The sequence below is a fragment of the Pseudonocardia sediminis genome, assembly GCF_004217185.1.
In the GTDB taxonomy this organism is placed as follows: domain Bacteria; phylum Actinomycetota; class Actinomycetes; order Mycobacteriales; family Pseudonocardiaceae; genus Pseudonocardia; species Pseudonocardia sediminis.
This window is the reverse complement of sequence record NZ_SHKL01000001.1, coordinates 4,011,288-4,031,845: the sequence shown is the minus strand read 5'-3', so window position 1 is coordinate 4,031,845 and position 20,558 is coordinate 4,011,288. Positions and strand designations below refer to the sequence as shown.

The following is a 20,558-nucleotide window of genomic DNA, read 5'->3' as shown; positions in this document are numbered from 1 at the left end:
CGCCCGGCGGAGCGGGCTCGGGCGGTGCACCGTGGTACGGGTGAGCGGGATCGCGGAGTGGTCGAGGATGCACGGCGGTGTGCTGCCCGGGTCGGCCGCACAGGGCTGGCTGCGCGGGGTGCAGCGCCTGGCGCAGTGGGGCCCGGTGGCCCGCACCTCGCCCGACGCCCTGTCCGCGGCCGGCGTGGTGACGACCGCCGGCGCCCTCGCCGCGGCCTGGCCCGGCGGCCGGTGGGCGCTGCTCGCGGCACTGCTGGTCGTGCTCGCCGGGGTCCTCGACGGGCTCGACGGCGCCGTCGCGCTGGCCACCGGCCGGACCCGGCCCCTCGGTGCCGTGGTCGACGCGGCCGCCGACCGGGTCGGTGACCTGCTGCTGGTGGCGATCCTGCTGGTGCTCGGCGCGCCCGCGGGGTGGTGCGTCGCGGTGGCCGTCCTGGTGACCCTGCACGAGTACCTCCGTGCCCGCGCCCAGGCCGCGGGCATGCCCGGGATGGGCGCGGTGACCGCCGCCGAACGGCCGACGCGGGTGATCGTGGTCGCCGTCGCCTGCCTGGGGACCGGTGTCCTGCCCGGCGGCACCCCGTTCACGGGATGGAACTGGGCCGCTGTGTGCGCGATCGGGTTCACGGTGGTCGCGGTGGCCGGCTTGGTCCACCTGGTGCTGGGGATCCGGCGGACGATCCCGGCCGCCTGAGACGGCCCTGCTGACGGGCGGGGACGGGTCAGGTCCGCGTCACGACCAGCCAGGCCAGGTACGTCACGTAGACCAGCACCAGCGCCCCGCCCTCGACGCGGGTCAGCTTCGCGCCCGTCCGCATCGCGAGCCCGGCCCCGAGGGTGGCGACGGCGAGCAGCACCAGGTCGGCGTCGACGACGTCGCCCGGCACCGCGACGGTCGCCGCCGGCGCGGCGAGCACGGTCACTCCGAGGACCAGCGCGATGTTGTAGACGCTCGACCCGACGATGTTACCCACGGCCAGCCCGGTCCGCCCGCGGGCGATGGCGACCAGCATCGTCACCAGCTCCGGTGCCGACGTCCCGATGGCCACGACCGTCAGGCCGATGACGGCCTCGTCCACCCCGAACGCGCGGGCGCCCTGCACGGCGCCGTCGACCAGCAGCTCCGCGCCGACGACGACCAGGGCCACGGACGCGACGAGGACCAGCAGCTGGAGGGCGGCGCCGCCCCGCGGTCCGTCCCCCTCCTGGTGGGCCCCCTCCTCGTCGACCCCGGCCTCGGCGGCCATGTCCTCCCGCCGGTTCGTCCGGAAGATCAGCACCGTGTAGGCGACGGCGACGAGGAGCAGCAACGCGCCGTCGAACGGGCCCAGGTTCCCGTCCCGGGTGAGGACGAAGAACAGCAGCGTCACCACGACCATGACCGGCAGGTCGACGCGCAGGGTCCGGCGGTCGAACAGCACCGGGCGCAGCAGCGCGCCCAGGCCCAGGACGAACAGCAGGTTGACCAGGTTCGTCCCGACGATGTTGCCGGTCGCCAGCCCGGGGCTGCTGGACCGCGCGGCGTCGATCCCGATCGCGAGCTCGGGCAGGCTGGTGCCGATCGAGACGACGGTCAGGCCGATGACCATGGGGGACAGGCCGAGCCGGGTGGCGAGCCGGCTCCCGGACCGGACGAGGAGCTCGGCGCCGACGAGCAGCAGCGCCAGTCCGCCGATGCCGAGGAGCACCGCCTGCACCGCGGCGCTACCGGGGGAGTCGATCGTGCGCGGTCATGGGAACGATCATTCCAGCCCGGCGGCCGGTCGCCCTAGAGGACCCGGCCCTTCCAGGTCAGCGTGCCGCGGCGGTGCCCGGCCACGGAGGCGGCGAGGAGCCCGATCGTGCCCGCCACCGACAGCGGGTGGGCCAGCGCGTCCGGCCACACCCGGCCACCCGTGCGTCGCGCGGCCAGGGCCCGCCCGGCGACGGCCGCGGCGTAGCCCGCCAGCCCGGCCCGCGACCCACCCAGAGCGGCCAGCGGCGGCACGAGGTAGACCAGCGCCAGGGCCGCCGCCACCGCGGCGGCTCGCGGCGTGGTGCCGAACGCCGACCACAGGGACTTGCGGTAGCCCGCGCTCAGGTCGGTCCATCCCTCGTACATCCGGCAGGACGCGACCGTCGAGCCGTCGGCGACCCCGGCGTGGCCACCGGAGGCCATCACGGCCCGGGCGAGCCCGATGTCGTCGAGCACCTCGCCCGCGACGGCTCCGAACCCCCCGGCCCGGGCCAGCGCCGCCGCGTCGACGAGCAGGAACTGCCCGTTCGCCGCGGCGAAGCTCGGCCGGTGCGACCGTTCGGCCCGGCGCAGCGGCAGCAGCGAGGTCCAGGACCAGACCTGCAACGGCTGCAGCAGCCGCGGGGCGACACCGTCGGCGAGCTGCCGCGGCCACGGGCAGAGCAGGTCGAGCGGCCGGTCCGGGGCGCGCAGCAGGGCCACCGCCGCTGCGACGGCGTGCGGGGCGAGCACGACGTCGGCGTCGACGAGCACCAGCACCCGGCCCCGGGCGAGGGCGGCGAGCTGCGCGCAGGCGTGCGGCTTGCCCAGCCACCCGCCCGGCGGCGGTGTCCCGGTGTGGACCCGCACCCGGTCGTCGTCGCCGGTGGCCGCGCGCACGACGTCGGCCGTGCCGTCGGTGGAGCCGTCGTCGAGCACCAGGATCTCCAGGTCGGCGACGCCGACCTGGGCGAGCAGCGACCGGACGGTCGGGCCGATGCGGTGGGCCTCGTCGCGGGCCGGGACCAGCACCGACACCGGCTCACCGACGTCCGGCGGCCGCGGCGACGGCGTGCGCAGCGCCCGCAGGTTGACGACCTGGTGCGCCGTGGCGGCCACCGCGAGGACCGCTCCCGCGTCGACGGCGGCGGACCACGCCCGTCCGGCAGCTCTCGACGTGACCATGTCCGCTCAGCCTAGGCGCCGGGCACCCCGCCCGTGCGACGCGGCGCCGGCCCGCCGCGTGGACCGGCCGAGGGCGAGCGCCCGCTCGATGGCCGGGCGGGCGTGCGGCCCGGTCAGCATGTCCGGGTGCGAGGGTCCCGACCGTCTCGTCGCCGCGGATACCCGGGCCGCGCGCGGTGACACCGGCCCGGCCGCGCTCAGGCCAGGGTCCTCTTGAGCAGGACGGCGATCTCGGTGGTGTGCCCGGACCCCATGCTCGGGACGATCGTGCTGACGACCTCCCAGCCCTCGGCGCCGAGGTCGACGAGGTCGCGCTCGATCGCGCCGTAGTCGAACCCCTTCCACTTCTGGTCGTACTTCATGAGCTTGTGCTCGAACGTGGTGGCCATCGGAGACGTCCTCTCGTCACGGGGTCGGTGGGGCCACCCCACACCGTGCCGCTGCGGCATGGTCAAGAGCCGGGCCGGGGGACGACCGGATCGGGTCGGTAGCGTCGCGTCCGTGGCTCCGCTCGACGAGGTCCTGGTGCAGCCGTACCGCGTCGACGAGTCGGCCTGGTACTGGTCGCTGCCCCCGGTGGCCCGGATGCGGGCCGAGGGTCTGCGGTTCACCACCCCGGTGACGGTGCTGGTGGGCGAGAACGGGGCGGGCAAGTCCACGCTGGTCGAGGCGATCGCCACGGCGTGGGAGAACTCGCTGAGCGGCGCGCAGGGCAGGCACTGGTCGGCCGGGGTGTGGCTGCTCGACGAGCCGGAGGCGGCTCTGTCGTTCTCCTCCACGGGTTCCGCGCGATGGAGTGGGAGGAGCTGGAGGTCGTCCGGCACTGGCGGTCGTTCCTCGACGGACCGGACCGCTACCTGCGGCACCTGCGGGACTGAATGGCCCGGGCGTGCCGTGCGTGGCACCTCACGGCGTTGCCCGGCGATGATCGTTCCTGCCAGGGTCGGTCCCGCGACGACCGCACCGAAGGACGTGGAGCCGATGACCGAGACCCTGCTGGACGCGCTGCGCCACACCGTCGCCGAGCGCGGTGACGCCCTCGCCGTGCGCACCCGGGACGACGCGGTCCGCTGGACCTGGAGCGAGCTGGACGGCCTGGCCCGCCGGGCCGCGGGCGGGCTCGCCGGCCTCGGCGTCGGCCACGGCTCGGTGGTGGCGCTGCTGCTGGACAACCGCCCGGAGTTCCACGTCGCCGACCTGGGCGCGGTGCTGCTCGGCGCGGCCACGGTGTCGATCTACAACACGTCCTCGCCGGAGCAGATCGACTACGTGCTGCGCGACTCCGGCGCGTCGGTGCTGATCACGCAGCAGAGCTACCTGCCCGCGGTGGAGGCCGCCGCCGCGGCCGGGAACGACGTGCGGGTGGTCGTGCTCGACGGGCCCGCCGCCGACCCGACGCCTGGCTGGGACGACCTGCTGGCCGCCGACCCGGTCGAGCGGGCCGCGGACGTCACCGCCGAGGACCTGCTGACGATCATCTACACGTCCGGGACGACCGGCCCGCCCAAGGGTGTCGAGCTGACCCACCGCAACCTTCTCAGCGCGAACCGGTCGATCGGGGAGCACGTCGGTCTCGGCGCGGGGGACCGGGTGATCTGCTGGCTCCCGCTGGCGCACATCGCCGAACGCGACGCGTCCTACTACCTCGCGGTGCTCTACGGCCTGGAGGTCACCACCTGCGCCGACCCGCGCCAGGTCGGCGCAGCACTGCGCGAGGTCCGGCCGCACTTCTTCTTCGCGGTGCCCCGGATCTGGGAGAAGCTCAAGGCCGGCGCCGAGGCCTCGATCGCCGGTCGCGCCGACGCCGAGCGCACGGTGATCGAGTCGGCGGTCGCGGACGCGACCGAGGCCGCCCGGCTCGGGCAGGCCGGCGACCCGGTGCCCGACGACCTCGCCGGACGGGTGGCGGCGGCCGCGCCGGTGCTGGCGTCGCTGCGGGCCGCGCTCGGGCTCGACGAGGCCCGCGCCGCGAACATCGGCGCCGCGCCCAGCTCGCCGGACCTGGCCCTGTTCTTCCTGGCGCTGGGCATCCCGCTCGCCGAGATCTACGGCATGTCGGAGAACTGCGCGGCCTGCACGTGCAACCCGGCCGGGGCGATCCGCGTCGGGACGGCGGGCCCGCCGCTGCCGGGGGTGGAGCTGCGGATCGCCGACGACGGCGAGGTCCTGATGCGCTCGGACGCGGTGATGCGCGGCTACCGCGGCAAGCCCGAGGAGACCGCCACCGTGCTCGGTGCCGACGGGTTCCTGCGGACCGGGGACATCGGCGTCGTCGAGGACGGCTACCTGCGGATCGTCGACCGCAAGAAGGAACTGATCATCAACGCGGCGGGCAAGAACATCTCCCCGTCCGCGGTGGAGGCGGCGGTCAAGTCCCGGTCGCCGCTGATCGGGCAGGCCTGCGTGATCGGCGACGGCCGCAGCTACAACGTCGCGTTGCTCGTCCTCGACCCGGAGGTCGCGGCCGGGCGCGATGCCGACGACCCGTCCGTCACCGACGAGATCGCCCGCGCGGTGGGGGAGGGCAACCGTCGCCTCGCCCGGGTCGAGCAGGTGCGCCGCTACGCGATCGTCACCGACCCCTGGGTGCCCGGCGGGGACGAGCTGACGCCGACGATGAAGCTCAAGCGACGTCCGATCACCGAGAAGTACGCCGAGACCATCGAGTCGCTCTACGCCGGGGGAGGCGTCGAGGCGGGCTGAACCCGATACCGCCGCCCGAACTCGTAGATACAAGTTGTTGCCCCCGGTCGCCCGGCCGTGCAAGCGTAGGGATCATGACCGTCCTCGACGCCACGAACCAGGTCTCCGTCGACGTGCGCTACGCCTGCTGGGACGGGGTCGGGCTCCCGTTCCGGCTCGTCGAGGCGTCGATGCCGGCCGAGCCCGGACCGGGTGAGGTGCTGGTCCGGGTCGACATGGCGACGGTGTGCGGCAGCGACGTGCACACCGTGCTCGGCCACCGGACGTCGCCGGCGCCGGGCGTCCTGGGGCACGAGCAGGTCGGCCGCGTGGTCGCGGTCGGGCCCGGCGCCGCCCCGGCCCGCGTCGACGGGGCCCCGGTGCGGGTGGGGGACCGGGTCGTGTGGTCGGTCGCGGCGTCCTGCGGGGCGTGCCGGCGCTGCCGGAGCGGAATCCCGCAGAAGTGCCTCGAGCTGCGGAAGTTCGGCCACGAGCGGCTCGATCCGCAGCGTCCGCCCACCGGGGGCTTCGCCACCCACTGCCTGCTGCCCGCGGGAACCTCCGTCGTCCGGGTGCCCGACGAGGTGCCGGACGTCGTGGCGGCCCCGGCGGGGTGCGCGACGGCGACGGTGGCCGCGGTGCTGGACGCGGCGGGCCCGGTCGGCGAGGGCACCCGGGTGCTCGTGACCGGCGCCGGGATGCTGGGCGTCACGGCGGCGGCGATGGCGGCGAGCCGGGGTGCCGAGGTGGTGGTCTCGGACCCGGACCCGGCGCGCCGTGAGCTCGCCCTGCGGTTCGGTGCGGCAGCCGTCACGAGCACGCCGGCGCGCGCGGCCCACGACGTGGCGCTGGAGCTCTCCGGCGCTCCCGCGGCGGTCGCGGCCTGTGTCGACGGGCTCGACGTCGGCGGGGTCGCGGTGCTCGCCGGGTCCGTCTCGCCCGGGCCGGGCCTGCAGATCGACCCGGAACGGGTGGTGCGCGGGCTGCTGACGGTCGTCGGCGTCCACAACTACGCGCCCCACCACCTGCGGACGGCCGTCGAGTTCCTGGCCGCGCGGCACGGTGGGTTCCCGTTCCACGAGCTGGTCGACGGCGCCCACCCGCTCGACGCGATGGCCGAGGCCTTCGCCGCCGCCGGTGCTCGCGGCGCGGCGCCGCGTCAGGCCGTCGTGCCCGGCGCGGCGCTCCGGGCCTGACGGCGTCTCAGGACGGGGTGACCGGGCCCCACCCGGTACGGGTGTTGGTGACGGTCACGGTCGCGACGTCCGGGCGGTAGCGGTCCTCGGACCATTCCAGGGCCTCGCCCGCCGAGCTCCAGGTCAGACGGCGCTCGCGCAGCAGCGGGTGCCCGACCGCGACGCCGAGCTGCTCGGCGTCGAGCCGGTCGGCGGCGACGGCGTCGAACGTGTGCCGGGCGGCGTGCAGGTCCGTGCCCAGCTCGGTGAGCAGGGCGTAGATCGACCCGGCGTTGAGGTCGGCGTCGAGCAGCGGGCGGCCGACCTTCTCGGTGTAGGTCATCCGCTCCAGCATCGCCGGGCGGTCGTCGAGCAGGCGGAGCCGGACGAGCTGCACGGCGTAGTCGTCCGGGCCCAGGTCGAGCGCGGCCGCCACCGCCGGTTCGGGGCGGCGCAGCGCGATCTCGTGCAGCCGTTGCCCCGGGACGTGCCCGGTCAGCTCGGCGCGCCGGGTGAACGACAGGAACGACTCGAAGGGCTGCGCCGGCACGGCGTCGAGGACCACCGGCCGCCGTCCCTGACCACCCCCGATCAGGCCCTCGTCCCGCAACGCGGCGAGTGCCTGGCGGACCGGGCCGCGCGACGTCGCGAACTCCCGGCACAGCGAGGCCTCGGACGGCAGCGAGTCGCCGACGCCGATCGCACCGCTGCGGATCCGGCCCCGCAGCTCGTCGGCCAGCGTCCGGTGCAGAGGCGTTCCCACCCGTCTGACTCTACAAGTCGCGGGCCGTCCCGGCGCCGTCGTAGGAAGACGGCAGGTGAACGGCAGACGACTTGTCACTACAAGTTCTTGCCGGGTGCCCGCCGGGACTGCGACCGTTCCGGACCGTGACCCGGACGAGTGACCTCGTGATCGTCGGGGCCGGCATCGTCGGCCTCGCCCACGCCGTCGAGGCGGTGGCCCGCGGACTGACCGTGACCGTGCTCGAGCGTGACGAGCGCGCGGTCGGTGCCTCGGTCCGCAACTTCGGCCACGGCTGCGTGACGGCCCAGACCGGCGACGCCCTGGTCTACGCCGGGCGGGCGCGGGAGGAGTGGCTGCGGCTGGGCGAGGAGGCGGGGTTCGGCGTCGCCGAGTGCGGCACCGTCGTCGTCGCCCGGTCGGCCGAGGAGCGCGCCGCGCTGGAGGAGCTGGCCGCCGAGCGTGACGGCGAGGTCGAGCTGCTCGACCCCGCCGCCGTCGTCTCCCGGGTGCCGGTGCGGGCGGACGGCCTCCACGGCGGCGCGTTCCTGCGCCGCGACCTGCGCGTCGAGCAGCGCCGTGCGGTCGGCGCGATCGCCACCTGGCTCGCCGGACAGCCCGCCGCCGACGTCCGCTTCTCCACCCCGGTCCTCGGCGTCGACGCGGGTTCCGACGGGTGCGTCGTCCGGACCGGACGCGGGGACGTCCGGGCCCGGCACGCGATCGTCTGCGCCGGTCACGACCTGGACCGCCTGCTCCCGGACGTCGCCGACGACGCCGGCCTGCGCCGGTGCGTGCTGCAGATGCTCCAGGTCCGCACGGGCACACCGGTCACGGTCGGCCCCGCCGTCCTCACCGGCAGCTCGATGCTGCGCTACCCGGCCCTGGCCGGCACCGCCGGCGCGGCGGCCCTGCGCGAGCGGTGGGGCACCGAACGCCCGGATCTGCTCGACGCCGTCGTCAACCACATGCTCACCCAGCTGCCCGGCGGCGACCTCGTCGTCGGCGACACCCACCACTACGCCCGCACCCCGGACCCGTGGTCGTCCGACGGGCTCGACGAGCTCCTCCTCGCCGAGACCCGTGCGCTGCTCGACGCCGGTGACCTCACGGTCGTCCGCCGCTGGCGGGGCGTCTACGCCGATGCCCCCGGCGAGTTCCTCGTCCGCCCGGCCGGGCCCGCCGCGACGGCCGTCGCCGTCACCTCCGGGATCGGCATGACCACCGCACTCGGCCTCGCCCCGGCCGTCCTCGACACCGTCCCGCTCTGAGACCTTCCGCCCTCTCCCAGGAGTTCCTGATGCGACCCCGCCTGTTGCCGGCGCTGATGCTCGCCGGCCTGCTCACCCTCACCGCCTGCGGTGGCCCCTCCGGCTCCGGGGCCGCCGCCTCGCCGACCTGCCCCGACGGGAGGATCCGGATGGGTGTCGAACCGTTCGAGGACCCGGCGAAGCTGCTGCCGGCGGCTCGCGTCCTCGGCGAGGCCCTGCAGCGGCGGTTGAACTGCCCGGTCGACATCCAGGTCACCGAGGACTACTCCGCCGAGGTCCTGGCCATGCGCAACGACAAGCTGGAGCTCGGCCTGTTCGGCCCGCTCGGCTACGTCTTCGCCGAGCAGCGCGCCGGGGCCGAGGCGGTCGCCTCGTTCGGCACCGCCGACGGGACGCTCTCCAGCTACACCGCCGCGATCTGGGTCCCGAAGGACTCGCCGATCACCTCCGTGGCGCAGCTGCGCGACCGCAGCCTGGCCCTCGGCTCGGTCGGGTCCACCTCGGGTGACGCCCTGCCGCGCCAGGCCCTGCTCGACGCCGGCCTGCAGCAGGCCGACGTGCGGATCGACTACGCCGGGGGACACCCCGAGGCGCTGCTCGCCCTGGTCAACGGCAAGGTCGACGCCGCCGAGATCAACTCCCAGCAGCAGGCCGCGGCCACGGCGTCCGGGACGTTCGACGCGTCGCGGTTCCGGAAGGTCTGGACGTCGGCGCCGATCCCGAACGACCCGGTCACCGTCCGCGGCAACCTCGACCCCGCGTTCAAGGCGGCCCTGCGCGACGCTCTGTTGAACCTGGACCCGCAGGCCGTCGGCGAGGTCGGTGCGCTGCTCGACGTCAGCCCGCCCGGCAAGCTCGTCCCCGTCGACAAGGCGACCTACGCCCCGCTGTTCGAGCTGGCCGCCAAGCTGGGCCTGACCGAGAAGGACGTGGAGTGATGGAGCAGGCGGCGCCGATGCTGTCCGTCACCGGTGCCCGGGTCCGCTTCGGTGACCGCGAGGTGCTCCACGGCGTCGACGTCACCGTCGCGGCGGGGGAGCTGCTCGCGGTGCTCGGCGCGAACGGATCCGGCAAGTCCACGCTCCTGCGCGCCGCCGCCGGGCTCGTGGACGCCGAGGGCACCGTGCGCGTCGACGGGCACGAGCGCGGACGCCTCGACGTCGCGCTGGTGTTCCAGAAGATCCACCTCGTGCAGCGGCGCACCGTCCTCGACAACGTGTGTGCGGGTGCGCTGGGCCGGCTGCCGCTGCGGTCGTCGCTGGTCCCGGGGCTGTTCCCGCGCGACGTCCGGGAGGAGGCGATGGGCTGCCTGGACCGGGTCGGGCTGGCCGACCGGGCCCGCGACCGGGCCGGGGCGCTGTCGGGTGGTCAGCAGCAGCGGGTCGCGATCGCCCGGGCGCTGTGCCAGCGCTCCCGGGTGCTGCTGGCCGACGAGCCGGTGTCCGCGCTCGATCCGGCCGCGGCCGAGCAGGTCCTCGGCCTGCTCGCCGAGCTCGCCCACACCGAACGTCTCGCCGTCCTCGCGGTCCTGCACCAGCCGTCGCTGGCCCGCCGGCACGCCGACCGGATCGTCGGCCTGCGTGACGGCACCGTCGTCCTCGACGGCCGCCCCGACCAGCCGGTCGAGAGCCTCTACCCGCACGCCGAGCCCGCACTGGAGGCCGTGTCGTGACACTGACGACCCCCGAGATCCGCCGCCTGCCGGTCCCGCCGCGGCCCCCGCGCCGTCCCCGGACCCTGCTGCTCGGCGGTGCGATCGCGGCCGCGCTGCTCGCGGTGCACGTCATCGCCTGGGACGCCACCGAGATCTCGGTGGCCTCGCTGGTCGACGGCGCCGGCGGGATGGCGACGTTCCTGTCCGAGGCGATCCCGCCCGACCTGTCCGCCGACGTGCTCGGGCCCAGTCTCGAGGGAGCGCTGACCACGTTGTGGATCGGCCTGCTCGGCACCACCCTGTCGATCGCCGCCGCGCTGCTGCTGGCCCTGCTCGCCGCGCGCGGCACCGCGCCCGGACCGGTCGTCTACCAGGCGGCCCGCGGGCTGCTGTCGTTCCTGCGGGCCGTCCCCGACGTCGTCTTCGCGCTGATCTTCGTGACCGCCGTCGGGCTCGGGCCGTTCCCCGGCGTGCTGGCGCTGGTGTTCCACAACGTCGGCGTCATGGGCAAGCTCTGGGCCGAGACGATCGAGGACGCCGACCCCGGCCCGCCGTCGGCACTGCGCAGTGCCGGTGCGGGGCGTCTGCAGATCGCCACGCACGCCCTGCTGCCCTCGGTCACGCCCCAGATGGTCGGGCTGCTGCTCTACCGCTTCGACGTCAACGTCCGGTCCTCGCTCGTGCTCGGCCTCGTCGGCGCGGGCGGCATCGGGTTCCAGATCAACCAGTCCATCCAGCTGTTCCGCTTCGACGAGATGGCGACCCACATCCTCGTGGTGCTCGTGCTGATCGTCGTCGTCGACCAGGTCTCGGCGCTCGTGCGCCGCCGTCTCGGGAGCGAGTCATGACGCCGTCCGATGTGATCCCGCCACTCCTCGCCGCGCTCGACATCGCCGGCACCACCGTCGACGAGGGTGGCGCGGTCTACCGCGTGCTCGCCGACACCGTGGCCGCGCACGGCCGGCCCGCCGCCGAGGCCGACATCCGCCGCTGGATGGGGGCCGACAAGCGGGAGGCCCTCGCCGCCCTCACCGGTTTGCGCGAGGTCGAGGAGCTGCACGACGAGTTCGTCGCGCGCCTGGCCGACGCCTACGCCGCGGCGCCGCCGCGCCCGCTGGCCGGGGTGCCCGGCGCGCTGGCCGCGCTGCGGGCCGCCGGGTGCGCGGTCGTGCTCACCACCGGGTTCGGCCGGCAGGTCACCGACCCGCTGCTCGCCTCGCTCGACGCCGCGTTCACCCGCGAGCTCGACGGCGTCGTGTGCGCGGCCGACGTGGGCGCCGGCCGACCGGACCCGGCGATGATCCACCGGGCGATGGCCCTGACCGGGGTCGACGACGCCTCCCGCGTGCTCGTGGCCGGCGACACGGTCCTCGACGTGGAGGCCGGCCGCAACGCCGGTGCCGGCTGGGTCGTCGGCGTGCTGAGCGGGGCGCAGGGCCGCGCCGAGCTCACCGGGGCCGATCCCACCCATGTCCTCGACGGCGTCGCCGACGTCCCGGCGTTGTTCGCCCTCGACGCGGCCACGGCACGGCGCTGACGAGGCGGTCACATGAAGTTGCGCGTGTGCAGCGCCGAGAGCTCGGCGGCCTCGTCCGGCGGGAACCCGAGCCGGGCCAGGCGCCGGCGGCGGCCGTCGTCCATCGCGTGGTGCAGCTCCTGCACCGCGTCGTGGCCTCGGGCGACGGCCTCGGGTGTCCAGGCACCGGCGGCGAGCACGACGAGGGAGTCGAACACGTCGGCGTTGAGACCGGCGGTGTCGGCGAGGACGTCGTGACGCCGTTCGATCGCGGCGCGCAGCCTGCCGCGCAACGACGGGTCGAGCGTGCTCTGGTGCTCGAGGTGGGCCACGCCGAACGCGACGTGACGCGCCTCGTCGACCCGGGCCAGGTGCGTGATCCGTGCGGTCACGGGGTCGGGCGCGTGCCGCTCCAGGAACGACAGCAGCGACAGGAAGCTGCCCTCGCCGAGCACCGAGAGCAGGAAGGTCGCGAGCGAGAAGTCCGGTTCGGCGAGCAGCGTCGCCAGCGACGAGCGCCCGCCCGCCGACGACGTGCCCATCTCGCCGCCGTGCAGCAGCGCGCGGCGGGTGAAGACCTCCATGTGGCGGGCCTCGTCGGCGGTCTGCACGGCGAGCAGCTGCTGGACCTCCCGGAAGTGCGGGTGCACGCGGGCGAGCAGGGCGGCCGGGACGACGAGCGCGGCCTGCTCGTTCTCCACGAGGTAGGTCATCACCTGCACGACTGCCGCCTCGACGTCGGCGGGCACGTCGGAGGGTGCGTCCCAGTCGACGGCGGTGGCCGGGTCCCACTGCGCCGCGGCGGCGTGGGCGTAGAGCCGCGGCGCGAGGTCGGCCCAGACGACGTCGCGGTCGTCGAGGTCGAACCGGCCGGGCGGCCCGCCGGCCTCGACGAGCGCGCCGCGGGCGGCGAGTCCCCAGTGGCCCGGGGGCCGGGCGACGATGCCGTCCGGCCCGGGACCGCCGGCGCGTTCCGCGCCGGCCCACCGGTCGGTCTCCGCGGAGCCGCGGACGAGCTCGAACTCCGCGGTGCGGCCGGGCACCGTCGCGAAGCCGTGGCCCTCCCGGCGGGCCCAGGCGCGCAGGTGCACCCCGAGGGCCGGGTCGCCGCCGGTGACCGTGACCCGCCCGCCGACCGGAACCGCCCGCAGCGAGCGCCGGACGAGCAGGTGGGCGCCCCGCTCGAGCCGCAGGAACCCGAGGTCGAGCGGGGCGCCCGGGTGCGTCACGGCCGGTACTCCCGCGCGGTGACGGTGCCGGCGGCGTCGTAGAACCCGGTCTCGTCGACGGCCCGGGCGAGCGGGCCGAAGCCACTGGTGCGGCCCGGCACCCACTGCTTGAGCCCCTCCAGGTCGAGCAGCGGCCGGACCTCCGGGTCGGCGTAGGACATCGACTCCAGCAGGCGCACGAACTCGGTGGCCTCGTCCGCCGGTGCTGTGTCGACGACCGCCATCGTGCAGTGGTCGTAGACGTCGGTCTGGGCGAGGATCCGGGTCGCCCCGGACGGCAGCGTGCCCTCCTGCCCGAACAGCAGGTGGTTGCCGTCGATCATGCAGGCGGCGTCGACCTCGCCCGCGACGAGCGCGCGGGCGGCGTCGCGTTCGCCGCCGATGTGGTCGCCGTGCAGGCCGACCCCGACGTCGAAACGGCGGACCGTGGCGTCCCCGGCACCGGCGTGGCGCAGGAACGACAGCGGGATCAACGTCGACTGCGGCGAGTCGACCGCCCCCACGCCGACGGTGCCGCCCGCGAGGTCGGCGATCGACGTCGCGGGGGAGTCGGCGCGTAAGACGACGACCGACGTGAGGTCCTGGTCGGTGTCGCGCATGACCGCCGAGCGCACCGTGCGTCCCCGAGCGGTGGCGAGCCGCTCGGAGCGCAGCCAGGCCAGCGGCGAGTTCCAGGCGGCGTGGATCCGGCCCTCGATCAGCTCTTCCACCTGCCGCTCGTAGTGGGAGTACAGGACGTAGTCGAAGTCTAGGCCCTGCCCGCGCAGCCACTGCCGGAACCCGTCCCAGATGGTGACGACCTTGGGGTCGTAGGCGACCCCGCCCATGACCAGTGTCATCACGCACTCCCGAACAGCGGCAGACCGAGGGTGGCGCGGCCGACGAAGTCGTGCAGCGACTCGGTGGTGGGGGCCATCACCCGGGCGGCGAGGGCGTCGCGGAAACGGCGTTCGATGCCCAGCTCCTTGCGGAACGCGGCGCCGCCGCACAGCCGCATCACCCCGTCCGCGACGTCCGCCGCGGCCTCGGCGGAGACGGTCTTGACCTGCAGGACGCGCAGGGTCGCGTCCTCGCGGCCGCCGCCCAGGGCGGCGAGGGTGTCGGCCAGGAACGCCCGGGTGACGTCGACCCGGGTGCGCAGGGCCGCGAACACCAGACGGCTGGTGGGCTGCTCGGCCAGGGTCTGGCCGAGGTGCTCGAGCCGGGTGGACGTCAGGTGACCGGCGGCCTCGGCGACGAGAGCCTCCATCAGGCCCAGCGACACCGCGGCGTTGCCGACCAGGAACGTCGGCAGCGCCGTGGCGAGCGCGATGTCGAGTCCGGCGCCGTCGTCGCCGAGCCGGGCGGACGCCTCGAGAAGGGCACCGTCGGCGGCCATCGGGCGGGAGGCGTTGCCGCGGAGCCCGAACCCGTCGAACTCCCCGGCGACGTCGACGCCCGGCGTGCCCGCGGGGACGAGCCACAACGTCATCGGGCCCTCCGCGCTGACCGGCAGGCTGGACCAGACGTAGCTGTCGGCCTCGCCGGCGGAGGTCACCCAGCTCTTCGCCGCGTCCAGGCGGATCCGCCCGCCGGTCTCGGCCGCGGTGCTGCCCGGCGCCCAGAAGTGGCTGCGCGAGCCGCGCTCGGAGAACGCCAGCGTGGACAGGTGCTCCCCGGCCGCGACCGAGCGCCGGACGTCGTCGGGGCCGTGGGCCTCGATCACCGACACGGCGGAGTAGTGCATCAGCAGGACCATCGCGGCCGAGGCGTCGGCGCGGGCGACCCGCTCGACGGTCTCGGCCACGTCGGCGAGTGACCCGCCGGAACCACCGACGTCGGTGGCGCTGAGCAGGCCGAGGGCGCCGGCGCCGGCGAGGGCCTCGACGTCGGCGCGGGGGAAGGCGCCGGTGCGGTCGACCTCGGCGGCCGACGGCGCGATGGTGCGGTCGACGGCGTCGGCCAGCGTGGACGGGGGTGGTGTGACGGCAGTGGACAACACGAGCTCCTCGATGAACCGCAGGGGCGGTCACGACGGAGCGGAGAGCTCAGCTCGATCCGGGTGCGCCGTCGTGACCGTGAAGGGACCGCCCGACCGGGCGGGGGGAGGCGACGACTCAAAGGCGGTGCAGCACGGTCCCCTCCCTCCCTCGGGAGCGTGGACCCGGGCGATCGCGACGGGCCGACCCCATCGTCGGGGGGCGGAGGGCGCGGGGCAACCCCGTGGCGTCTGTTCCGCGGGGCCGGCGGTCACTAGCGTTCCGCCGCATGGCCCTCTGTCCCCGGGTGCGGCGCGGCTACGCGCTGGGCAGCGTCGCGACCGGCACGTTCGGCACCGTGCCGGGGCTCCTGTTGCTGCCCTACCTGACCGACACACTCGGGGTCGCCGCCGTCGTGGCCGGGTTGATCGTGTTCGTGCCGAAGGCGTGGGACGTGGTGCTGAACCCGATCGCGGGGCGGATCAGCGACCGGAGCACCTCACCGATCGGGCGGCGCAGGCCGTTCCTGCTGCGCGCCGGCCTCGTGCTGGCCGTCACGTTCGCGCTGATCTTCGCCGGCCCGTCGGGGCCGCCGTCGCTCGCCGCGGTCTGGGTGCTGCTCGCGTTCCTGCTGTGCGCCACGGCGTACGCGTTCTTCCAGGTGCCGTTCAACGCGATGCCCGCCGAGATCACCTCCGACGCGGGTGAGCGCACCCGGATGATGACGTGGCGGGTCGCGGTGATCGCGGTGGCGATCCTGCTGTCCGGGGCGACGGCGCCGCTGATCGTCTCCTCGTACGGCCACGCCGCGATGGGCGTCTACGTCGGGGTGCTGCTGCTCCTCGGCACCGTCGGGGCCTACCTCGCGACGGCCGGTGTCGTCGAGGAGCCGGTCGCGACGGCGGAGGGCCCGCTGCGCGAGCAGCTGCGGGTGGTCCTCGCCGAGCCGGACTTCCGGCGGCTGATGCTGGCGTTCGTCGTGCAGTCGCTCGGGGTCGGGGCGCTGCTCGCCGGGGTCGCCTACGTCGCCCGGTACCTGCTCTCCGACCCGGCCGCGTCGTCGGTGCTGTTCGTGGCGTTCGTCGGGCCGGCGCTGCTGGTCAGCCCGCTGTGGGAGCGGTGGGCGGCGCGGCGCGGGAAGAGGGAGGGCTACCTGGCCGCGACGGTCGTGCTCGTCGTCGGCACGCTGGCGCTGTGGACGGTCACCGGTGACGTCGCGTGGCCCGCCTACGTCGCCGCGGGGATCGCCGGCGTCGGGTATGCGGGCACCCAGGTGTTCCCGCTCGCGATGCTGCCCGACGTCGCGGCGGCCTCGACGCGGGCGTCCGGCGTCAACCGCGTCGGGGTCTTCACCGGCCTCTGGACGGCGGGGGAGACGCTCGGGCTCGCGCTGGGTCCCGGCCTGTACGCGCTGGTCCTGGCCGTCGGCGGGTACGCGGCGTCGACCGGCGGGACGGCGCAGCCGCCGTCGGCGCTGACCGCGATCGCCGTCGGGTTCACCCTGGTCCCGGCCGTGCTGATCGCGGTGAGCCTTCTACCGCTGCGCCGCTACTCGCTCGACGAGAGGGTTCCCCATGTCTGACGTCCTGGCCCGGCTGGAGGCGCTGCGCGGCGACGACCTGCCCACCCACGGCGGCCGCACGCTGGCCTACGTCTACGACTCGGGCCTCGCCGACGCCGACGCGATCGGCCGGACCGCGCTCGCGAGCTTCGGCGCCACGAACGGCCTCGACCCGACCGCGTTCCCCAGCCTGACGGCGATGGAACGCGACCTCGTGGCGTTCGCGCGGCCGCTGTTCCACGCGCCGGAGGCGTCGGTCGGCACCGTGACCTCGGGCGGGACCGAGTCGGTGCTTCTCGCCGTGCAGACCGCGCGGGACGCGCACCCGGAGATCGGACGTCCGGCGATGGTCGTGCCGACGAGCGCGCACGGCGCGTTCCACAAGGCGGCGCACTACTTCGGCGTCGAGCCGGTGGCCGTCGACGTCGACCCGGTGACGATGCGCGCCGTGCCGGAGGCGATGACGGCGGCGATGGACGCCCACGCCGGACGGGTGGTGCTGGTGGCGGCGTCGACGCCGTCGTACGCGCACGGGGTGATCGACCCCGTGGGCCCGATCGCCGCGGCCGCCGCGGAGCGGGGCGTGCGCTGCCACGTCGACGCGTGCATCGGTGGGTGGGTGCTGCCGTGGAGCGACGTCGCGCAGCCGTGGGACTTCGCCGTCCCCGGCGTGACCAGCCTGTCCGCCGACCTGCACAAGTACGCCTACACACCCAAGGGCGTCTCGCTGCTGCTGCACCGCGACGCGGCCCTGCGCAGGCCGCAGTTCTTCGCCAGCGCCGACTGGCCCGGCTACACGATGCTCAACGCGACGATGCAGTCGACGCGCTCGGGCGGCCCGCTCGCCGCGGCCTGGGCGGTCACCCAGCACATCGGTGCCGAGGGCTACCGCACGCTCGTCGCCACGACCCTCGACGCCACCCGGGCCCTCGCCGAGGCCGTCCGCTCCACCGAGCACCTGCGCCTGGCCGCCGAACCGGACGCGTCGCTGCTCGCCGTGGCCTGCGACGACGCCCTCGACGTGTTCACCCTCAGCGACGAGATGGGCGAGCGCGGCTGGTTCGTGCAGCCGCAGATGGCGTTCCGCGGGCTGCCCGCCACGCTGCACCTGACGGTCTGCGCGGCGACCGCGGGCGGCGTCGACGACTTCGTGGTCGCGCTGCGCGACTCGGTCGCCGCGGCGGTGGCCGCCGGCCCGGTGCAGGTCGCGCCGGAGCTCCGCGCCGCCGCCGCACAGCTCGACCCCGCGACCCTCGACGACGCCGCGTTCGACGGCCTGCTGCAGCTCGCGGGCCTCGGTGGTGAGGGAGGCGCGGTCGCGGTCCCGAAGCGCATGGCGCCGGTCAACGCACTCCTCGACGCCGCCCCACCCCGCCTGCGCGAGGCCCTGTTGATCGCGTTCCTGGACCGCCTCACCCGTTGACGCCTCGCCTCAGGAAGCACCCGCACCACCGCGCGAAAGCTGCTTCCGTCCAGTCCAGCGGTGCGAACGGAGCCGTCGTCCACCTGCGGCGCGCGTGGCTCTCACCCACCCCGGCGTCAGGACGTACCGGACGACAGCGCCTCCGTCAGCAGCGCGACGAGGGCCTGGAGCTGCACGTCGGCCGACGAGCCGACCTCCTCCTCGGAGCCGTCGAGGGCCGCCGCGGCGAGACCCGCCTTGCCGTCGATCAGCTCGGCGATCCGGGCGTCGATCGTCTGTGCGGCGATGATGCGCCACGCGGTGACCGGCTCGGTCTGGCCGATGCGGTGGCTCCGGTCGATGGCCTGGGTCTGCTCCGCGGCGGTCCAGGACAGCTCGGCGAGCACGATGTTCGACGCGACCTGCAGGTTGATGCCCACCCCGGCCGCGGTCAGCGAGCACACCGCGACGCCGACACCCGCGTCGTTGACGAAGGCGTCGATGTTGCGCTGGCGCGCGGCCGCGGTCTGGTCGCCGCGGATCGAGGAGAACCGGACGCCCTGCTTGGCGAACACCTCCTCGGCCACGTCCATCACGTCGACGTGCTTGGCGAAAAAGACGACCTTCCCTGCGCTGCGCGCGAGCTGGGCGGCGTAGTCGGCGGCCAGGGCGGCCTTGGCCTGGCCGATCCGGCGCATCATGGAGAAGACGTTGTCGCCGTTGCTCGCCGACGCCGCGTCCTTCTGCTCCCACTTCGCCACCTGGCGCACCAGGTCGTGGTCGATGCCGTCGGCGTCACCGGCGCCGGAACGCCGGGTGGACAGCGCGTCGGTGTAGCGGGAGACCATCCGGCGGGCGAGGTCGCGCTCGGCGGCGCGGATCGACCGGCCGGCCGGGCCGTCCAGCTCGACGGGGAGGTCGGCGATGCGGCGCGCGGGAATGTCCGCGGCGACGTCGACCTTGCGGCGCCGGACGATGCCGCGGTCCACCACGCACTGGCGGGCGGCGGGGTAGAAGCCCGGGTCGGCCGGCGTCAGGCCGGTCTCGGCCAGGGCGTCCATCAGGTCGGCCAGCGGCTTGGCCTCGTCGACCCAGCCCAGGAACTGCCAGATCGCGAGGAAGTCCTCGATGTCGTTGATCAGCGGGGTACCGGTGAGGGCCATCAGCAGCGGGCGCGCCGTGAACGACCGGATGCGCGCCGAGAGTTCCAGGACGTGCTGGGAGCGCTGCGAGGTCTTGTTCTTGATGAAGTGCGCCTCGTCGACGACCATCCCGCGGAACCCGAAGTCGCCGAGCCAGCCGACGTGGCGGTCGAGCACCTCGTAGTTGACGACGACGATGTCGGCGAAGCCGTCGATCGAGTCGCCGTTGCCGTGGATCACGGTCGCCTTGCGGCGCGGTGCCCACAGCCCGGCCTCGCGCACCCAGTTCGTCTTGACGACGTTCGGGACGACGACGAGCAGCGGGTAGGCGTTCGCCGCCTCGGCGGCGCGCAGCGCCTGGGCGGTCTTGCCCAGGCCCGGCTCGTCGGCCAGCAGGAACGTCCGGTGCCCGGCCGCGGCCGCGGCGACGAGGCGGGCCTGGTGCGGCATCAGCTCCAGGCCGTCGCGGGGGCGCGTCGGGGACGGCGCCGGGAGGGTCATGCAGGCCGGGGCTCCGCCGCCGGCGCGCTCGAACGAGCGGAGCAGCGGGCCGAGCAGCTCCCAGCCGGCCAGGCGGGTCGGCCGGGGGCCGGTCGGGCGGGCGGCCGAGAAGTCCGGGGCGAGGAAGGGGTTGGCCATCTGCCGCGAGACGACCGACTGCGGCACGATCCGCGGCGCGGCGGGGGCGGCGGGGGCCTCCTCGACGGGCGGGGCCTCGGGCTCGGCGGCCTCGATCCCGGCGTTGCGCAGCACGTCGCGGGTCAGCGAGCGGGCCTCGTCGGAGACGACGGCGTTCTCGTCGAGCAGGGCCAGCAGCGCCTGGTCGCGGACGGCGGTCATCGCCAGGGTCTTCGCGATCTCGTCGAGACGCTTGAGCTTCTCGGTCTGCTGCCGCTCACCGATGCCGGTGTCCGCCTTGACCCGGGCGCGCTCCTCGCGCAGCAGCAGCGCGACCGCCTGGAACTTCGTGCGGGTCACCGACGTCACCCGGTCACCGCGGATCGCGGCCTGGACCTCCCGGACCGAGCGGGCGAGCACCGACAGGACGTCGCCGTTGGCGGTGCCGTTGCCGCCGCTCCCGTTGCCGCCGCGGTCGTTGCCGCGTCGTCGGTCCCGCGGGGCGCCACGGCGAGCCCTGGTCTGGGGCTGGCCTCGTCGAGCCACGTACTCCTCCTCCGGAATGCGTGACCGGGCCGCCGGAGGCGGCCCCGCCGCGCACGGTGCTGCGGTCGGGTGGTGGGCGCCGCATGGAGAGGCCGAGACGGCTCCTCCGAGATGCGACCCGACCCACGGGTCCCGGGAGACCACCGCCGTGGGGCCGAACGGC

At 75.2% G+C, this 20,558-nt stretch carries 18 protein-coding genes; 10 read left to right on the top strand and 8 right to left on the bottom strand.

All coding sequences use genetic code 11. The features are described from left to right. The first annotated feature begins 40 nt into the window (after positions 1-40). The gene (locus tag EV383_RS18620) at positions 41-694 is read left to right on the top strand and encodes a CDP-alcohol phosphatidyltransferase family protein (protein WP_242623194.1); all 654 of its coding nucleotides are present in this window, start codon (positions 41-43) and stop codon (positions 692-694) included. A 28-nt stretch (positions 695-722) separates the two neighbouring features. On the opposite strand, the gene EV383_RS18615 is transcribed toward EV383_RS18620, so the two are convergent. The 3 genes from EV383_RS18615 to EV383_RS18605 form a co-directional block, all read right to left on the bottom strand. Then, positions 723-1,688 (bottom strand): calcium/sodium antiporter, encoded by a 966-nt coding sequence (locus EV383_RS18615; RefSeq protein WP_207223575.1) that lies wholly within the window; start codon positions 1,686-1,688, stop codon positions 723-725. Between the two features lie 80 nt (positions 1,689-1,768). Then, entirely contained in the window at positions 1,769-2,899 is a 1,131-nt protein-coding gene (locus EV383_RS18610; protein ID WP_130291084.1) for a glycosyltransferase family 2 protein, read from the bottom strand. Positions 2,900-3,096: 197 nt separating this feature from the next. After that, positions 3,097-3,288 (bottom strand): DUF4177 domain-containing protein, encoded by a 192-nt coding sequence (locus tag EV383_RS18605; RefSeq protein ID WP_130291083.1) that lies wholly within the window; start codon positions 3,286-3,288, stop codon positions 3,097-3,099. Between the two features lie 112 nt (positions 3,289-3,400). On the opposite strand from EV383_RS18605, the gene EV383_RS18595 reads away from it, so the two are divergent. Together EV383_RS18595 and EV383_RS18590 are read left to right on the top strand one after the other, a co-directional pair. Beyond that, on the top strand, positions 3,401-5,602 hold the full coding sequence (locus EV383_RS18595) for an AMP-binding protein (protein ID WP_242623193.1): 2,202 nt from the start codon (positions 3,401-3,403) through the stop codon (positions 5,600-5,602). Positions 5,603-5,676: 74 nt separating this feature from the next. Next, on the top strand, positions 5,677-6,777 hold the full coding sequence (locus EV383_RS18590) for a zinc-binding dehydrogenase (protein ID WP_130291081.1): 1,101 nt from the start codon (positions 5,677-5,679) through the stop codon (positions 6,775-6,777). A gap of 7 nt (positions 6,778-6,784) precedes the next feature. Here the strand turns inward: EV383_RS18590 and EV383_RS18585 are convergent, their stop codons facing one another. Next, positions 6,785-7,519, bottom strand: a complete 735-nt coding sequence (locus tag EV383_RS18585; protein ID WP_207223574.1) for a GntR family transcriptional regulator — start codon at positions 7,517-7,519, stop codon at positions 6,785-6,787. 125 nt (positions 7,520-7,644) lie between these two features. Here EV383_RS18585 and EV383_RS18580 point away from each other — a divergent pair, with 125 nt between their 5' ends. From EV383_RS18580 to EV383_RS18560, 5 genes are read left to right on the top strand one after another with little or no spacing between them, the layout of a single operon-like run. Further along, positions 7,645-8,769: a TIGR03364 family FAD-dependent oxidoreductase gene (locus EV383_RS18580; protein ID WP_242623192.1), complete on the top strand. Its 1,125-nt coding sequence runs from the start codon at positions 7,645-7,647 to the stop codon at positions 8,767-8,769. Between the two features lie 29 nt (positions 8,770-8,798). Beyond that, positions 8,799-9,707, top strand: a complete 909-nt coding sequence (locus EV383_RS18575) for a phosphate/phosphite/phosphonate ABC transporter substrate-binding protein (RefSeq protein WP_130291080.1) — start codon at positions 8,799-8,801, stop codon at positions 9,705-9,707. Next, positions 9,707-10,441, top strand: a complete 735-nt coding sequence (locus tag EV383_RS18570; protein ID WP_207223573.1) for a phosphonate ABC transporter ATP-binding protein — start codon at positions 9,707-9,709, stop codon at positions 10,439-10,441. Before EV383_RS18575 ends, EV383_RS18570 begins: the two co-directional genes overlap by 1 nt. After that, entirely contained in the window at positions 10,438-11,271 is an 834-nt protein-coding gene (gene phnE / locus EV383_RS18565) for a phosphonate ABC transporter, permease protein PhnE (protein WP_130291079.1), read from the top strand. The genes EV383_RS18570 and phnE overlap by 4 nt, the downstream gene beginning before the upstream one ends. Beyond that, a complete protein-coding gene (locus tag EV383_RS18560) occupies positions 11,268-11,960 on the top strand; it encodes a phosphonatase-like hydrolase (RefSeq protein ID WP_130291078.1) in 693 nt (230 codons plus the stop codon). The genes phnE and EV383_RS18560 overlap by 4 nt, the downstream gene beginning before the upstream one ends. A gap of 8 nt (positions 11,961-11,968) precedes the next feature. On the opposite strand, the gene EV383_RS18555 is transcribed toward EV383_RS18560, so the two are convergent. The 3 genes from EV383_RS18555 to EV383_RS18545 are packed head-to-tail and all read right to left on the bottom strand — an operon-like array spanning position 11,969 to position 15,146. Beyond that, the gene (locus EV383_RS18555) at positions 11,969-13,168 is read right to left on the bottom strand and encodes a ferritin-like domain-containing protein (protein ID WP_130291077.1); all 1,200 of its coding nucleotides are present in this window, start codon (positions 13,166-13,168) and stop codon (positions 11,969-11,971) included. Further along, on the bottom strand, positions 13,165-14,007 hold the full coding sequence (locus tag EV383_RS18550) for a phosphate/phosphite/phosphonate ABC transporter substrate-binding protein (protein WP_207223572.1): 843 nt from the start codon (positions 14,005-14,007) through the stop codon (positions 13,165-13,167). Before EV383_RS18550 ends, EV383_RS18555 begins: the two co-directional genes overlap by 4 nt. Continuing rightward, positions 14,007-15,146, bottom strand: a complete 1,140-nt coding sequence (locus EV383_RS18545) for an acyl-CoA dehydrogenase family protein (protein ID WP_242623191.1) — start codon at positions 15,144-15,146, stop codon at positions 14,007-14,009. The genes EV383_RS18550 and EV383_RS18545 overlap by 1 nt, the downstream gene beginning before the upstream one ends. Before the next feature lie 269 nt (positions 15,147-15,415). On the opposite strand from EV383_RS18545, the gene EV383_RS18540 reads away from it, so the two are divergent. After that, positions 15,416-16,708 carry an MFS transporter gene (locus EV383_RS18540; RefSeq protein ID WP_130291076.1) on the top strand — a complete coding sequence of 431 codons (1,293 nt, stop codon included), beginning with the start codon at positions 15,416-15,418 and terminating at the stop codon, positions 16,706-16,708. Continuing rightward, positions 16,701-18,110 carry a pyridoxal phosphate-dependent decarboxylase family protein gene (locus EV383_RS18535; RefSeq protein WP_130291075.1) on the top strand — a complete coding sequence of 470 codons (1,410 nt, stop codon included), beginning with the start codon at positions 16,701-16,703 and terminating at the stop codon, positions 18,108-18,110. The genes EV383_RS18540 and EV383_RS18535 overlap by 8 nt, the downstream gene beginning before the upstream one ends. A 116-nt stretch (positions 18,111-18,226) precedes the next feature. Here the strand turns inward: EV383_RS18535 and EV383_RS18530 are convergent, their stop codons facing one another. After that, positions 18,227-20,395 (bottom strand): DEAD/DEAH box helicase, encoded by a 2,169-nt coding sequence (locus EV383_RS18530; RefSeq protein WP_130291074.1) that lies wholly within the window; start codon positions 20,393-20,395, stop codon positions 18,227-18,229. Positions 20,396-20,558 lie beyond the last annotated feature (163 nt).